The sequence below is a fragment of the Gemmiger qucibialis genome, from assembly GCF_027689445.1.
Lineage (GTDB): Bacteria > Bacillota > Clostridia > Oscillospirales > Ruminococcaceae > Gemmiger > Gemmiger qucibialis.
The window spans coordinates 44,199-57,487 of record NZ_JAQFEN010000005.1 but is presented as its reverse complement, the minus strand read 5'-3'; the positions used below and the strand labels follow the sequence as shown (position 1 = coordinate 57,487).

Annotated in this window: 12 protein-coding genes; 3 read left to right on the top strand and 9 right to left on the bottom strand. The window is 54.7% G+C overall.

Annotation, left to right across the window (positions count from 1 at the left end):
* Window positions 1-18 precede the first annotated feature (18 nt).
* Window positions 19-1,674, bottom strand: a complete 1,656-nt coding sequence (locus PG062_RS09125; protein ID WP_270752061.1) for a P-loop NTPase fold protein — start codon at window positions 1,672-1,674, stop codon at window positions 19-21.
* Between the two features lie 39 nt (window positions 1,675-1,713).
* Between PG062_RS09125 and PG062_RS09120 the strand changes: the two genes are divergently transcribed.
* Window positions 1,714-2,076 (top strand): hypothetical protein, encoded by a 363-nt coding sequence (locus tag PG062_RS09120; protein WP_270752060.1) that lies wholly within the window; start codon window positions 1,714-1,716, stop codon window positions 2,074-2,076.
* Between the two features lie 96 nt (window positions 2,077-2,172).
* Here PG062_RS09120 and groL read toward each other — a convergent pair whose 3' ends face one another.
* The 5 genes from groL to PG062_RS09095 form a co-directional block, all read right to left on the bottom strand.
* Window positions 2,173-3,807, bottom strand: a complete 1,635-nt coding sequence (gene groL, locus PG062_RS09115) for a chaperonin GroEL (protein WP_113999447.1) — start codon at window positions 3,805-3,807, stop codon at window positions 2,173-2,175.
* A gap of 39 nt (window positions 3,808-3,846) precedes the next feature.
* Window positions 3,847-4,131: a co-chaperone GroES gene (locus PG062_RS09110; RefSeq protein ID WP_113999446.1), complete on the bottom strand. Its 285-nt coding sequence runs from the start codon at window positions 4,129-4,131 to the stop codon at window positions 3,847-3,849.
* Window positions 4,132-4,399: 268 nt separating this feature from the next.
* The gene (locus PG062_RS09105; RefSeq protein ID WP_270752059.1) at window positions 4,400-5,383 is read right to left on the bottom strand and encodes a hypothetical protein; all 984 of its coding nucleotides are present in this window, start codon (window positions 5,381-5,383) and stop codon (window positions 4,400-4,402) included.
* On the bottom strand, window positions 5,350-6,345 hold the full coding sequence (locus PG062_RS09100) for a hypothetical protein (protein WP_270752058.1): 996 nt from the start codon (window positions 6,343-6,345) through the stop codon (window positions 5,350-5,352). The genes PG062_RS09105 and PG062_RS09100 overlap by 34 nt, the downstream gene beginning before the upstream one ends.
* Window positions 6,332-7,789 (bottom strand): spore germination protein, encoded by a 1,458-nt coding sequence (locus tag PG062_RS09095; protein WP_113999443.1) that lies wholly within the window; start codon window positions 7,787-7,789, stop codon window positions 6,332-6,334. The genes PG062_RS09100 and PG062_RS09095 overlap by 14 nt, the downstream gene beginning before the upstream one ends.
* A gap of 67 nt (window positions 7,790-7,856) precedes the next feature.
* On the opposite strand from PG062_RS09095, the gene PG062_RS09090 reads away from it, so the two are divergent.
* Entirely contained in the window at window positions 7,857-8,528 is a 672-nt protein-coding gene (locus tag PG062_RS09090) for a DUF421 domain-containing protein (RefSeq protein ID WP_270752057.1), read from the top strand.
* Window positions 8,529-8,897 (top strand): DUF4363 family protein, encoded by a 369-nt coding sequence (locus PG062_RS09085; protein WP_270752056.1) that lies wholly within the window; start codon window positions 8,529-8,531, stop codon window positions 8,895-8,897. It abuts the gene before it with no gap.
* On the opposite strand, the gene nrdR is transcribed toward PG062_RS09085, so the two are convergent.
* The 3 genes from nrdR to PG062_RS09070 all read right to left on the bottom strand — a co-directional run bounded on the left by nrdR (window position 8,894) and on the right by PG062_RS09070 (window position 13,179).
* On the bottom strand, window positions 8,894-9,373 hold the full coding sequence (gene nrdR / locus PG062_RS09080) for a transcriptional regulator NrdR (protein ID WP_113999440.1): 480 nt from the start codon (window positions 9,371-9,373) through the stop codon (window positions 8,894-8,896). The two genes, PG062_RS09085 and nrdR, sit on opposite strands and share 4 nt — an antisense overlap.
* Before the next feature lie 18 nt (window positions 9,374-9,391).
* On the bottom strand, window positions 9,392-11,710 hold the full coding sequence (gene secF, locus PG062_RS09075; RefSeq protein ID WP_270752055.1) for a protein translocase subunit SecF: 2,319 nt from the start codon (window positions 11,708-11,710) through the stop codon (window positions 9,392-9,394).
* 194 nt (window positions 11,711-11,904) lie between these two features.
* Window positions 11,905-13,179, bottom strand: coding sequence for an aspartate aminotransferase type Ic (locus PG062_RS09070; RefSeq protein WP_270752054.1), 1,275 nt, complete (start codon window positions 13,177-13,179; stop codon window positions 11,905-11,907).
* Window positions 13,180-13,289: the final 110 nt, after the last annotated feature.

Sequence of the window (13,289 nt, the reverse complement as noted above, 5' to 3'; positions counted from 1 at the left end):
TTTGCTATATGCTATATTTTACCTGTGGGATGTTCTCATAACTTCAAAATAATGTTCTGTTCTATACCTATCCATTTTACTGAATGTAGGCTTTAGTTCTTCATACTTTTCAAATAGCTGTTCTTTCCGTGCATCAAATAGAATCGCCAATAATGTATAGCTACTGTTCTCTTTGTATTGATTCATTGGGGCCAGCGGAAAATACTTTCTATCAAGGAACTCGTCTAGCTTTCCTTCAAGGATATCGCTCATGCGTGCCCTTTCAAAATGCCAAATTGAAAGTTGTCCAGCATATTCTTCAGAACATTTATCATCTATTCGTTTGCGAAGGTATTCAATGTACTTGTCTGCGAGATTTTCTCGTGCCGTGCGAAGAACTTCATTGTAAGATTCACTAATACTCTGATTTATATTCATGAAATATTGGCTATCATAAGAGCTCACCCTTTTCACACCCTCGCCAGAAAATTCTTCTGCAAACACTGTCATTAGCATTGATTTATAGGTATCAAGCAATTCGCCATCATCGTCATTCAAGACACACCACCAAGTATCCAGTTCATTGGCAGTCATTGTCAAATCATAGGACGTTTTAGCATCTGTCAGTTTTTCTTTCCAGCTTTTTAAGTACTCTGCTATTTCATCGTCTGTTTTATAAAAATTCGGTTTGATTCCTACTTCAACAAATAATTTATGCTGGACTTTAAGGTCCTCCTCTGTCAGTGGCCTTTTACTCTCATAGTATGAATACAATTCATTTATAAGAGCATCGCTTGACTTTATTCCGAGTAGATATTGTTTGACTCTCGATTCAAAGTAGTTTTGAAGTGTTCTTACTGTTTTGTCGAACTCACTTTTTGTTTCTTCTTCAGTGAGCGGTTTATAATAGAGTTTGTCTGTATCTTCAATAACGATTGCAAAGCATATAAGCCGAACCTCATTCATAAACATTTCGTCATGAATTGATTTGGCATACTGTTTTACATCATTATAAAAGTCTTGAGCTTTTTGAAGTGTTCTCAAATTTTTTATCGGGTGATTTTTGCACAGTTCATCAGCAAAATCACCTTGTATTCCCAATTTAGACCAATTAGCACTTTTGGAGTTCTCTGTAATAGTAAAAGTCCGATCAATCACTTTTTCCCTATATTTCTCAAAATCCTTCTTATCTGTAATTTCTTCAGAGTTTGCAATAAGAACCACCTGAATATGATTATTAGATTTCAGTTTTTCAACCACGCCAAAAAAATCTCTCAATTCAATGCTTTCTTTGCACCGTTCCAAATCATCGATTACAACAATGTGCCCTTCATCAAATTTTCGTGTAATAGAGTTCACCATATCTTCTTCAGAAAAATGGCTTTCTAAAATTGTGCTTACACTTTTTGCTCTATCATCAAAATTTCCGAGGATTCTGAATGAGTCTTTTAGGAATTCAACAATCTTCCCTCCGTTTGATGTATGAAGAAGCAGCTGATATAAAATTTCATGATATATCTGCTGAACATCCTCCATTCCAAATAACGAAACCATACAGGTTCTATCTTTTTTATCTTCAAGTGCCTTTTCTACAACATAAGATTTACCAATTCCCCAAGCGCCATCAACTAAGATACATTTATAAGATTGCTTATCAATATTTCGAATGATATTTTCAACATAGTCAGCATTCATTGATTCTACCTCACACGAAAAGAAACTACTTTTATATCATTGTTGCAGTATGCTTCTTTAGCCCATTTCGCCGCCGCATTTGTTGCAGAAAGCAGCCGTGATTTCAAAAGTATACTCCTTTTCCCGGATGGTCCGGTTGATTTTGATTTTCTTCAAGGTGTAGTTTGTTTCTCTGCGGCATTCTGTGCAGAAATCCCTCTGATTTTCCATGGCGGCACGCTCCCTTCCGGTTTTACATTCTTTTTTATTATTGTATCCCTACCTTTGTTTTTCGTCAACAATAAGGCCGCTGACAGTCTGCCGCTCGCAGAATCCATCAGTGGGTTTCATGAGTCTTCAAATCCCCTAGACAAAAAAATCGGCACCCGCTTTTCAGCGGGTGCCGATTCTGTTACCCTATAGTGCGCTTTGATTTTTGGCGTAAGTGGCGTAAGTTTGGCGTAAATCCGCTTTTGCGCGCTCCAAAAATCAAGGATTCATGCGGTTTTTTGGCAGTTATTAGTACATGCCGCCCATGTCACCGCCGGCGGGGGCTGCCGGTGCCGGGGGCTCCGGCAGGTCAGCGACCAGGCTTTCGGTGGTCAGAACCATAGCGGCAACGCTGGAAGCATTCTCCAGAGCGGAGCGGGTGACCTTGGTCGGGTCAACAATGCCGGCTTCGATCATGTCGTCAACATATTCTTCCTTCTGGGCGTCATAGCCGTAGTTGGGCTTGCCGGCCTGCAGAATGTTGTTGATGATAACGCTGCCTTCCAGGCCAGCGTTTGCGGCGATCTGGCGCAGAGGAGCTTCCAGAGCCTTGCGGACGATCTTAGCGCCAGTGCGCTCATCGCCTTCCAGCTCGCTGACCAGCTTATCAACAGCGGGGATAGCGTTGATGGTAGCGGTGCCGCCGCCAGCAACGATGCCCTCTTCAACAGCAGCCTTGGTTGCGTTCAGGGCGTCCTCGATGCGGAGCTTCTTATCCTTCATCTCAACTTCGGTAGCAGCGCCGACCTTGATGACAGCTACGCCGCCAGCCAGCTTGGCCAGGCGTTCCTGCAGCTTTTCACGGTCAAAGTCAGAGGTAGCGGAAGCGATCTGGGAACGGATCTGGGCAACGCGGTCAGCAATGGCCTGCTTATCGCCAGCGCCACCGACGATGGTGGTGTTCTCCTTGCCAACCTTGACCTGGCGGGCGCTGCCCAGCAGCTGGATGGTAGCGTCCTTGAGCTCATAGCCCAGGTCGCTGCTGATGACGGTGCCGCCGGTCAGGATGGCGATATCCTGCAGCATTTCCTTGCGGCGGTCGCCAAAGCCGGGAGCCTTGACAGCAACCACATTCAGGCCGCCGCGCAGACGGTTGATGATGAGGTTGGACAGTGCGTCGCCCTCAACATCCTCAGCGATGATGAGCAGCTTGCGGCCGGACTGGATCACGGACTCCAGCAGAGGAACGATATCCTGGAACACGCTGATCTTTTTATCGGTGATCAGCACGCTGCAGTCCTCGTAAACGGTTTCCATCTTCTCGGTATCGGTGACCATGTACGGGGTAACGTAGCCACGGTCAAACTGCATGCCTTCCACTACCTCGGTGTAGGTTTCAGCAGTGGTCTTGTTCTCCTCAATGGTGATCACGCCGTCAGCAGTAACCTTTTCCATAGCGTCAGCGATCAGCTGGCCGATCTGTGCATCACCGGCAGAAACGGTACCAACACGGGCGATATCCTTGCTGCCGTTGACTTTCTGGCTGTGTGCCTTGACGGCCTCAACAGCGGTGTTGACAGCCTTCTGGATGCCGCGCTTGATGTCCATCGGGTTTGCACCGGCGGTAACGTTCTTCATGCCCTCGGTAACAAGAGCCTGTGCCAGAACGGTAGCGGTGGTGGTGCCGTCGCCGGCAGCATCATTGGTCTTGGTGGCAACTTCACGCACGAGCTGTGCACCCATGTTCTCGAAAGCGTCTTTCAGCTCAATTTCCTTTGCGATGGTAACGCCATCGTTGGTGATGACTGGGCTGCCGAACTTCTTGCCCAGAACAACGTTGCGGCCTTTGGGGCCCAGGGTGATCTTAACGGTATCAGCCAACTGGTCAATGCCGGCGCAAAGAGCCTTGCGGGCGTCTTCGCCCTGCTTAATCTGTTTTGCCATAAATCAGCATCTCCTTTTATCAGTAAGAACAGTTAAAGTTTACTCAACGATTGCCAGGATATCGCTCTGGCGGACAATGGTGCATTCCTCGCCGTCAACCTTGACTTCGGTGCCGGAGTACTTGCTGGTGAGAACCTTATCGCCAACTTTGACGATCATCTCAACGTCTTTGCCATCGACATTGCCGCCGGGGCCGACTGCGATAACTTCAGCAACCTGCGGCTTTTCCTTGGCGGAACCGGTCAGGATCAGGCCGCCCTTGGAGGTTTCTTCTTCTTCAACGAGTTTGATCACAACGCGATCAGCAAGAGGTTTGATTTTCATGATGAAATATCCTCCTATAATTAAAGTTTCTTTGAAACATTTTGTTTAGCACTCTTTTCTCTTGAGTGCTAAATCTATTATAGCGTTCCTTTGCCAAAAATCAACCCCTTGAAGTATAAAATTTTTGTGAACAGTGTTTTTTATCGTTTATTCGTTGTAATTTATTAGCGCTCCGGGCTGTTTTCTATCTGTTTTTTGGTCTTGGCTGGCAGACTGCCCGGCTGAATGGCACACTGGCACTGCAAATAAAGGCGTGCTTTGGTGGGGATCAGCCTTCGCCGGGGCGGTGCCAGTGCAGGGTAAGCTCCGCCCGCAGCGCCCCCTGCGTGCTGCCATAACGGTTTTGCAGCCAGAAACACAGGTCGAGCGGGTCGGCATCCGGGCCGTTTATTCCGTACAGTCCCGTTATCAAACCGTCAAATTCCCGGTTGGCGGCTGCGGCAAATGCCACCTGCAGTTCGGTATCCGGGCGGGCGGCGGGAGTCAGGTCTTTCAGTTCCACATCCCGCAGGGTCAGGTTTACCCGCACGCTGCCGGGGGCCAGTACCTGCACATCGGCGGCGGCTTTGGCGGCAAGGTACAGGTCATCCGGCAACGTGCAGTCCAACCGATGGGCCTGGCCGCACAGAATAGCCGCCAGCTGGGCAGCCAACGGGCTTTGCGTCTGGCGGGCTGTATTGGCAGCGGTATCATAAAACAGCATGGCGTATTCCCCGCCCGCACTGACGGGCACAGCGGCGGTTTCGGCGTTATCAAACAGGGTTTGCAGGCCGCAGTGCAGCTGCTGCTTTTCTTCCAGAGCTTTCAAGTTTTCGTACAAGGTCGGCGTTTGGTCCTGGATGGGCATCTGCACGGCAGGATCCAGCACAAACACGGCGATTTCCGGCGCGGGGCGGGCGGTGCTTTGCAACAGCTGAGCGATTTCTTCTGCCAGCGGCCAGCTGCACCCGGCAGGCAGAACGGCAAGGTCCATCAGGCCGTAAAACGGCTGGCCGTTCATGGTTTGGGCGGCGGCATTCCAGGCGGCAGCACAGGTAGCGCCGCTGCCTGTAAAGGTTTTGCAGGCGGCGGAATCCTCGCTTTGCTGGTCACTGGTCAAAAGCGTGACCGTGTAGCCGGCATCCTGCGCGGTAAAAAACACCGCCCGCACAATTTCCCTGTGGGAAAGCAGCTGCCCGCCGCAGCCCGCCAACAGGCAGCCCAGCAGCACCGCCGCCATCAGGCGGGATGTTTTATGCATGATACCAGCCATTGGCAGCCTCCTGTTACCATCACAACCGCAGCGAAGCCCCAGCAGACGGCACTGCGCCAATAAAATGCCTGTTCCAGCGGCACGGTGCGCAGCACAGCACACAGCAGAGCCATGCCGCCAAAGTACAGCGGGTAACGGTCCAGCCCGGTGGCAGCACTGCCCGCCCCGGCGCGGCCACCCCACAGTTCCACCATGGCATACAGGTACAGTGCCAGCCGCACCGTGACTACCATGCACCACAGCAAAATTTGCAGCCATTCCAGCCGGTTAAAAATTGAAAGCGCCCCGCACTGTGCAGCCCCCTGCACCGGGGTTTGGCGGGTGGGCATGGCCGCGCCAAAAAACAGCTCCAGCAGCAGGTGGACCGCGGCATCAAAGCCCAGTGCTGACGCGGCAAATGTTGCTGCCTTGCGGCAGCGCTGGCCGGGCTGCGGAGGCCAAAGGGCAAACAGCAGATATTCCGGCGGGAGCGCCAGCTGAGAAACAAACGCCGCCTGCCAGTCCTGCCCTGTCAGCGGTGCCGCATGCAGGTTGGGTACACGCAGGCGCGGCGCGACCGAGAGTACCATGATTGCCATACACGCGGCACCGAACACCAACAAGGCGTTGGCCGTCTGGCGCAGGGCGGGCTCCCGCCGGAGGTAGATGACCGGTGCCAGCACGACAAAACAGGTGCCCGCCAGCCCCAGTGTACCGGGGTACACGCTGCCAAACAGGGCGTGCAGGCGCAGAATTTCCAATGCTGAACTGATTGCCAGCAAAACACAGAGAACTTTTTGCAGCAGGGCGTTTCCCTGCCAGCTGGTCGACACTAACAGAAGCACAGCGGCCAGCACCGCCGCGCTGGCGGGCAGAGCCAGCAGCCCTGCCCGCGCCCAATAACCGGTGTGTAGCCGCAGCAGCGTATCGGCCAGAATGCTGAGGAGCAGCACGGGGTAAAAATCCACATTACTCTTTTGCATGGCGCGGCAGCACCTCCCCTTTTTGTGCCAGGCGGGACCAGATGGCCCGCACAAAACCATCCCGCAAGGCTGCCTTGCCCGGCGGCATGAGCGGGTAAAGATAATCATAACCGAACGGGTCGCTGCCGCAGGCCATGGCCAGAATCAGCAGCGCCCCGCAGGCCAGCCCCGGCACACCGAACAGTCCCGCCAGCAGTATGACCGCAAAGCGGAACAGAATCGACTGTTCATACAGCGCCGGGACTGCCAGGGTGGCGATGGTGGCCGCCGCGGCCATGGTGAGCACCGGCACGCTGATGATGCCCGCCGAGACAGCGGTTTCGCCAATGATGAGCGCCCCCACAAGGCTGACGGTGTGGCTGATGGATTTGGGGGCGCGCAGCCCGGCTTCACGCACAATTTCCAGCAGCAGGGTCACGGCCAGCATTTCCGGCATGGGCGGTAGCGGCGTGGAGGCTTCGCCCTGGGCCAGTTTGGCCAGCAGGTGCACGGGGATCAGCTCCGGCGCAAAGCTGACCGCCATGACATACAGCCCTGGCCCAAACACCGCCAGCAAAAACGCCAGATATTTGAGCAGGCGGATGAGACCGGCAAACACTGCGCCGGAAGAATAATCGTCCAGGCATTCAAAGTGCTCGGCAAAAAAGCTGGGCACCACCATGGCAAGCGGGCTGCCGGATACAAGGATAACGATTTTGCCCTCACAGATGCGGGCGCAGGCGGTGGCCGGGCGCTCGGTATAGGCTGCCGCGGGGAAAAGGTTGAGCTTGTCCTGCTTGAGGAACGAGGCAAAATAGGTGCTGTCCAGCAGGACGGGGATTTGTACCCCGGCCAGCCGCTGTTTGAGGGTTTGCACCACATCCGCCGGGGCCAGGGCGGTATCATAACAAATGGCGTACTCGGTTTTGGCACGGGTGTTGGCGGTGCAGATCTCCGCCGTAAAGCTGCCGGTGCGGAACTGGCGGCGCAGCTGGGAAATGTTATTGCGCAGGTGCTCGGTAAAGGCATCCTGCGGGCCGCGCATGTTGCCTTCCCCGCTGGGGTTGGTCACGCTGCGGCCCGGCATATCCTGGGTGGAAAACGCCAGCGCCTGGCCGCTGCCCTCCACCAGCAGCACGGCCATGCCGCCGGCGAGGGCTTCCACCAGCTGGGTACGGGTGGTGATGGGGGTTTGCTCTGTGGGTAGGCAGCTTTGCTCTGCCAGGTACTGCACCAGCTGCGGCCCGGCCTTGCAGCCCGGCACGCCTTGACCCAGTGCGTGCAGCACCATGATGCAGAGTTTTTCCGGCGAGGAAAGCCCCGCAAACATGGCGATGCAGCAGCGGCAGCCGCAAATCGTAAAGCTTTTGGTATAGAAATCCGATGAGCCGCCAAACATAGTTTGCAGAAACGCCTGATTTTCAGCAAGGGCCTGCCCCAGCGGCTGGTTATCCGCAGTTGTCATGTAATCACCTTCCCTTGCTGTTCAGTGTGACCCAAAAACGGCAGGGATAAACGCAGGAGGTGTTTTTATGCTTGCATCGGTTTTGCATACCGTAATTATTTATGCTGTGGTTATTTTTGCCATGCGGCTGATGGGCAAGCGGCAGCTGGGGGAATTGCAGCCATCCGAGCTGGTAACAACGTTCATGATTTCCAATGTTGCCTCCATCTGCATTGATGAGCCGGATCTGCCGCTGCTTTCCAGCCTGGTGCCGATTTTATTGATTGCAGCGCTGGAAATATTGAACTCAACCGCCGCCTATTACCTGCCCGGCTATGCGGCGCTGCTGTTTGGGAGACCGGTGACGGTAATCCAGGATGGGCAGATCCGGCAGGATGCACTGCGGCATCTGCGCATGACGCCGGGCGATCTGATGGAAGCGCTGCGCGGCAAGGATATTTTTGACCCGCGGCAGGTAGTATGGGGTGTGGTGGAGCCCAGCGGGAGCATCAGCGCCGCGCAAAAAATGGCGGACGACAGCCCGCTGCTGCCGCTGTTGGTAGACCAGGAAGTTTACCCCGAAAATCTGGCCCAGCTGGGGCGCAATGAAGCCTGGCTGGATACCGACCTTGCCAGGCGCGGGATGCGGCGGGCAGAGGTACTGGCTTACCTTGGCAATAAGGAAAGCTGCGTTGTGATACAAAAAAAGACCGCCCAGAACGGGCGGTCTGAAAAACCGGAAAGTACAGGTGGTTTTTGAATGAAGCGCAACTGGTATGCCATCGCCATTCTGGTCCTGCTGGCGGCGGTGCTGCTTGGCTGCAAACAGTATGTAAGCGCCACTGCGGGCAGCCTGCGTGCCCAGGTGCAAAGCGCTTATGCGCAGACACTGACGCAGCAGTACCCGCAGGCGCAGCAGGCTTTCCGGCAGGCCGCGCACAGTGCAAGGCAGGCCAGCAAAAAGCTGGGGCTGCTGGTGCGCCGCAACGCGCTGGATCGCATGAACGAAACCATGGCGGTTTTGTCGCAGTATGCCAACCCGGAAAACCAGGCCGACCTTGCGGTGGAAGCTGCACGGGTGCTGGCGCAGATCGACCAGCTGGAGCAGTGCTTTACGGGCACATTTTAGCCCTGCATGCCGCCGTTTTTGGCGCGGGAATCCAGCATGTCTTTCAGCTCATCCATAAAGGTGTTGACATCGCTGAACTGGCGGTAGACGGAAGCAAAGCGCACATAGGCAACGTCGTCCATCTTTTTCAGCTGCTCCATGGCAAGGTCCCCAATATAGACGGAGGTCACTTCCCTGTCGTAAGAGTTCAGCAGCACCTGTTCAATGCGGCTGACGGCGGCATCCAGCTGCTCATAGCTGACAGGGCGCTTTTCGCAGGCGCGCAGCATGCCGTTGAGCAGTTTCTGGCGGTCGAACACTTCACGCGAACGGTCTTTTTTGATGACCATCAGGGGCACAGTTTCCACGATCTCATAGGTGGTAAAGCGTTTTTTGCAGGAAAGGCACTCGCGGCGGCGGCGGATCTTTTCGCCGTCCTCCGTGGGGCGCGAATCAATTACCTTGGATTCATCGGCACCGCAGTACGGGCAACGCATAGCAAAGTTCCTCCTGGTTTACGCTTTCTTGGGGGCGGGGGCAGCCTTGCGGGTCTTATAGCTGACCCACAGCTGGGTTGCAATACACATGGTGCTGTAAACACCGCTGACCATGCCAAACAGCAGCGGCACCGCAAAGGTGAAGATGCTGTCCAGCTTGAAGATAATGGACACCACGCAGACGATTGCCAGTGCAATGCAGGTGGTGATACTGGTCATCATGGAACGGCCAAAGCTCTGGTTGATGGACAGGTTGACCAGCTCCGGCAGGGACATCTTTTTGCCGTAAAGGCCGGTGTTCTCGCGGATACGGTCATAGATAACAACGGTATCGTTGATGGAGTAGCCCAGAATGGTAAGCATAGCTGCAATAAAGTTGCCGTTGAGGGGAATGCGCAGCAGAACAAAGACGCCGTACACAACAAACATATCGTGCAGCAAAGCAACGATTGCCATGGCACCGGCGGACCAGCCGCCAATGCGGCGGAAACGCACGGCAACGTACACCAAAATCAGCACGCAGGCAGCCACAACAGCCACAACGCTCTTGGCCAGGAACTCGTTGCCGATGGTGGGGTTGACGTTGCTGACTTCCTGCTGGACAAACTGGTTGTCCGGGTAGGTGGTGTTCAGGGTTTCGATCATGCTGTCCAACTGCTCGGTGGAAAGGGTCTCGCTGCCGGGCAGGTTGATGGTCAGGGTCTGTGCACCGGAAACATCAGTGCCGGTCTGTACGGTCAGGTTGCTCTGGCCCAGCTCGGCGGCTACCGTCTGCTTGACATTGTTCAGATCAACATCGCCCTGGTAGCCAACGGTAACCATAGCGCCACCCTTGAACTCGATATCCATGGTAACGCCAAAGACAAAGCTGAACACCAGCACCACGGCAACCAGAACGCCGGAGAAGGTGTAGAACTTCTTGCGGTTGCCGACAAAGTTGATGTTGGGGCACTTGTAAGTCTTTTTGCCATCCTTGGAACCGCCATACAGAACGGGGTTGCGGAACACCTTGCAGCGGGATGCACCACGGATCATAATGCGGGTTGCAAACACGCCAAAGACAAAGTTGAGCAGAACACTGGTGAGCAGCGTGAAGCCGAAAGAGTAGATGCTGCCAGCCGTGGAAGGACCAAACATGAAGAAGATGGGGTTGAACACCTTGCCCCAGAAGCCATCGGTGGGGCCAAAAGCACCCATCAGCAGGGCTGCAACGATGACGATGGTCACGTTGCCGTCAATGATGGGGGTCAGGCCCATCTTGAAGCCGCTGGCGATAGCGCCATCCAGCGTTTTGCCGTTGCCAAGCTCTTCTTTGATGCGCTCAGCGGTGATAACGTTGGCGTCAACGCCCATACCGATACCAAGGATGATACCGGCGATACCGGGCAGGGTCAGCGTGGAGCCATTGAACACGGTGAAGTAACCGGAAACAAATGCCAGCGTGGCGACAACCTGGCCAAACAGAGAGATGACCGCAATGGTACCGGGCAGACGGTAACGCACGATCATGAGCAGAGCCACAAAGGCAAAGGCAATGATGCCGGCCAGCACCATCACATCCAGGCTCTTAGCGCCCAGGGTGGGGCTGATGGTGGAGAAGCTTTCGGCCGAGAGGGCAAAAGGCAGAGAACCGGAGTTAATCTGGTTTGCCAGCGCGGTGACCTGGTCCTGGGTGAAAGAACCTTCGATCACAGCGTTGCCGTCCGTGATGGCAGTCTTGACGGTAGCGGTGGAGATGTTCTCGCCGTCCAGCCAGATGGAGATGGTGCCGTTGGACTGGGCTGCCAGCTCGGTGGTGGCCTCAGCAAACTTTTTGGCACCGTCAGCACTGAACTGCAGCTGAACAACATAACCGTTTTCCTGGTTGTAGCCTGCGGTTGCGGACGTCACATCGTCACCGCTCAGGATCTCTTCGCCGTCGGCAGTAGAGCCCTTGCGGAACACCATCTCGGCGGTGGTGCCGATCTCGTCAATGGCGGTCTGGGGATTAAAGTCGGTTTCGCCGGTTTTCCAGGGAAAACGGACGATGATGCGGTCCTTGTTATAGTCCACATAATCCTCATAGTCGGTAATGCCAAGGCCGACCAGACGGTCTTCGATGACGGTTTTGGCCGCGGTCATCTGGTCATCGGTGGCTTCCACACCGTCAGCCGGCATGAACGTCACGTCCACGCCGCCGCGGATGTCGATACCGAAGCGGATATCCTCCGCGCCCTTGATGTAGACGTTCTTGGTATCGCCGTATGTGTAGCTCACGCCGAACAGGGCGGTAAACGAGAACACGACGATCAGCAGCGCCGTGACAATCAGATGCCACGACTTCCCTCTCTTATTCATATGTACCTCCAAACATTGCCCGCGCACCGGCACGGGCGGGGTTTTATTACCGGCGTATGCGCGTTGCCACACACCGCCATGCAGGGAAGCAGCCGCCTGCCGGAAAGCAGGCGGCTTTTTCCCTTTTTTACAGGCGCATCCGGCCGGGAAAACCGGGCGTACCTGTTTTAACTATGATAGGATGGCTGCTTATTTTATTCTGCCAGCAGCTTTTCGACCACAGCCAGGCGCACGCAGACGGTGAGCAGCATGGATGCGGTTTCTACCTCAGACAGACTGGGGTAAGTGGGGGCAATGCGCAGGTGGGAATCCTGCGGGTCAATGCCATAAGGGAACGCTGCGCCGGCGCCGGTCAGGGTCAGGCCGCAGTCCTTGCAGAGCTGGGCTACACGCTTGGCACAGCCGGGCATGACATACAGGCTGATGAAGTATCCGCCTTTGGGATTGGTCCAGTGGGCGATATCGCCGCAGGGGGTCAGCTCATGGGCAAAGGTGGTTTTGACTGCGTCAAAGCAGGGCACCAGGCGGCGGCGATGCTTGGCCATATGCTGCAGCACGCCGTCCTTGTTCTTCAGGAAGCGGACATGGCGCAGCTGGTTCATCTTGTCATAGCTGATGATCATGACAGAGAAGCGCCTGCAGATATAAGCCAAAGATTTTTCACTGCATGCCAAGGCAGAAACACCAGCGCCGGGGAAGGTGATCTTGCTGGTAGAGGTGAACATGAAAACGCGGTCCTCGGTGCCATACTGCTTGCTTTCATTCAGCAGCACCGGGGTCTCGATGATTTCATCGGTCAGGTGGTGGACAATGTAGGCTTCGTCCCAGAAAATCTTGAAATCCGGGGCAGCGGTCTTCATGGATGCAAAGCGGCGGATGGTTTCATCGCTGTAGACATAGCCATCGGGGTTGGAGTACTGCGGTACGCACCAGATGCCCTTGATGGTGTCGTCTTCGGCAACCAGCTTTTCCACCATATCCATATCGGGGCCGTCCGGCGTCATGGGGATCGTGATCAGCTCAAAGCCAAACTCCTCGGTGATTTTGAAATGGCGGTCATAGCCGGGGGCCGGGCAGAGGAACTTGCGGTGCTCCACCTGGGACCACGGGCAGGGGGATTCCGGGAAGCCAAAGGTATGACCTATGCTGATAAGGTTGTACATCAGCTGCAGGCTGGAGTTGCCGCCCACAAAAACCTCGCTGGGCTTAACGCCCATCACATCGCCAAACAGGGCGCGGGCTTCTTCCAAACCTTCCAAGTTGCCATAATTGCGGGCATCATAGCCATCCTCGGTGGTATAGTCACTCATTTTCAGCAGATCCATGGCCAGGTCCATCTGATGAGGGCCTGGTTTACCGCGGGCCATGTTGAGCTTAAGGCCCTTGGCCTTGAACTCGGCATAGGATTGTTCCAGCGCAGCCTTTTCTGCACGGAGCTGGTCTTTGGACATTTCAAAATAATTTGCCATAATCATTTCCCCCTAGATCGTGGGCTGCCATGGTGCTACACGCGCACAGGGCAGGTCCAAGTACGTTTCCCTCTTGTGTCCGCTTGTATGCACAGAGCATACAGTTTTCA

What these genes read in the sequence shown, in the direction of transcription:
- nrdR (WP_113999440.1), bottom strand. Translation starts at nt 9,373, where the DNA reads ATGCGTTGCCCGTACTGCGGTGCCGATGAATCCAAGGTAATTGATTCG.
- PG062_RS09070 (WP_270752054.1), bottom strand. Translation starts at nt 13,179, where the DNA reads ATGGCAAATTATTTTGAAATGTCCAAAGACCAGCTCCGTGCAGAAAAG.
- secF (WP_270752055.1), bottom strand. Translation starts at nt 11,710, where the DNA reads ATGAATAAGAGAGGGAAGTCGTGGCATCTGATTGTCACGGCGCTGCTG.
- PG062_RS09125 (WP_270752061.1), bottom strand. Translation starts at nt 1,674, where the DNA reads ATGAATGCTGACTATGTTGAAAATATCATTCGAAATATTGATAAGCAA.
- groL (WP_113999447.1), bottom strand. Translation starts at nt 3,807, where the DNA reads ATGGCAAAACAGATTAAGCAGGGCGAAGACGCCCGCAAGGCTCTTTGC.
- PG062_RS09095 (WP_113999443.1), bottom strand. Translation starts at nt 7,789, where the DNA reads ATGACAACTGCGGATAACCAGCCGCTGGGGCAGGCCCTTGCTGAAAAT.
- PG062_RS09110 (WP_113999446.1), bottom strand. Translation starts at nt 4,131, where the DNA reads ATGAAAATCAAACCTCTTGCTGATCGCGTTGTGATCAAACTCGTTGAA.
- PG062_RS09100 (WP_270752058.1), bottom strand. Translation starts at nt 6,345, where the DNA reads ATGCAAAAGAGTAATGTGGATTTTTACCCCGTGCTGCTCCTCAGCATT.
- PG062_RS09085 (WP_270752056.1), top strand. Translation starts at nt 8,529, where the DNA reads ATGAAGCGCAACTGGTATGCCATCGCCATTCTGGTCCTGCTGGCGGCG.
- PG062_RS09105 (WP_270752059.1), bottom strand. Translation starts at nt 5,383, where the DNA reads ATGGCTGGTATCATGCATAAAACATCCCGCCTGATGGCGGCGGTGCTG.
- PG062_RS09090 (WP_270752057.1), top strand. Translation starts at nt 7,857, where the DNA reads ATGCTTGCATCGGTTTTGCATACCGTAATTATTTATGCTGTGGTTATT.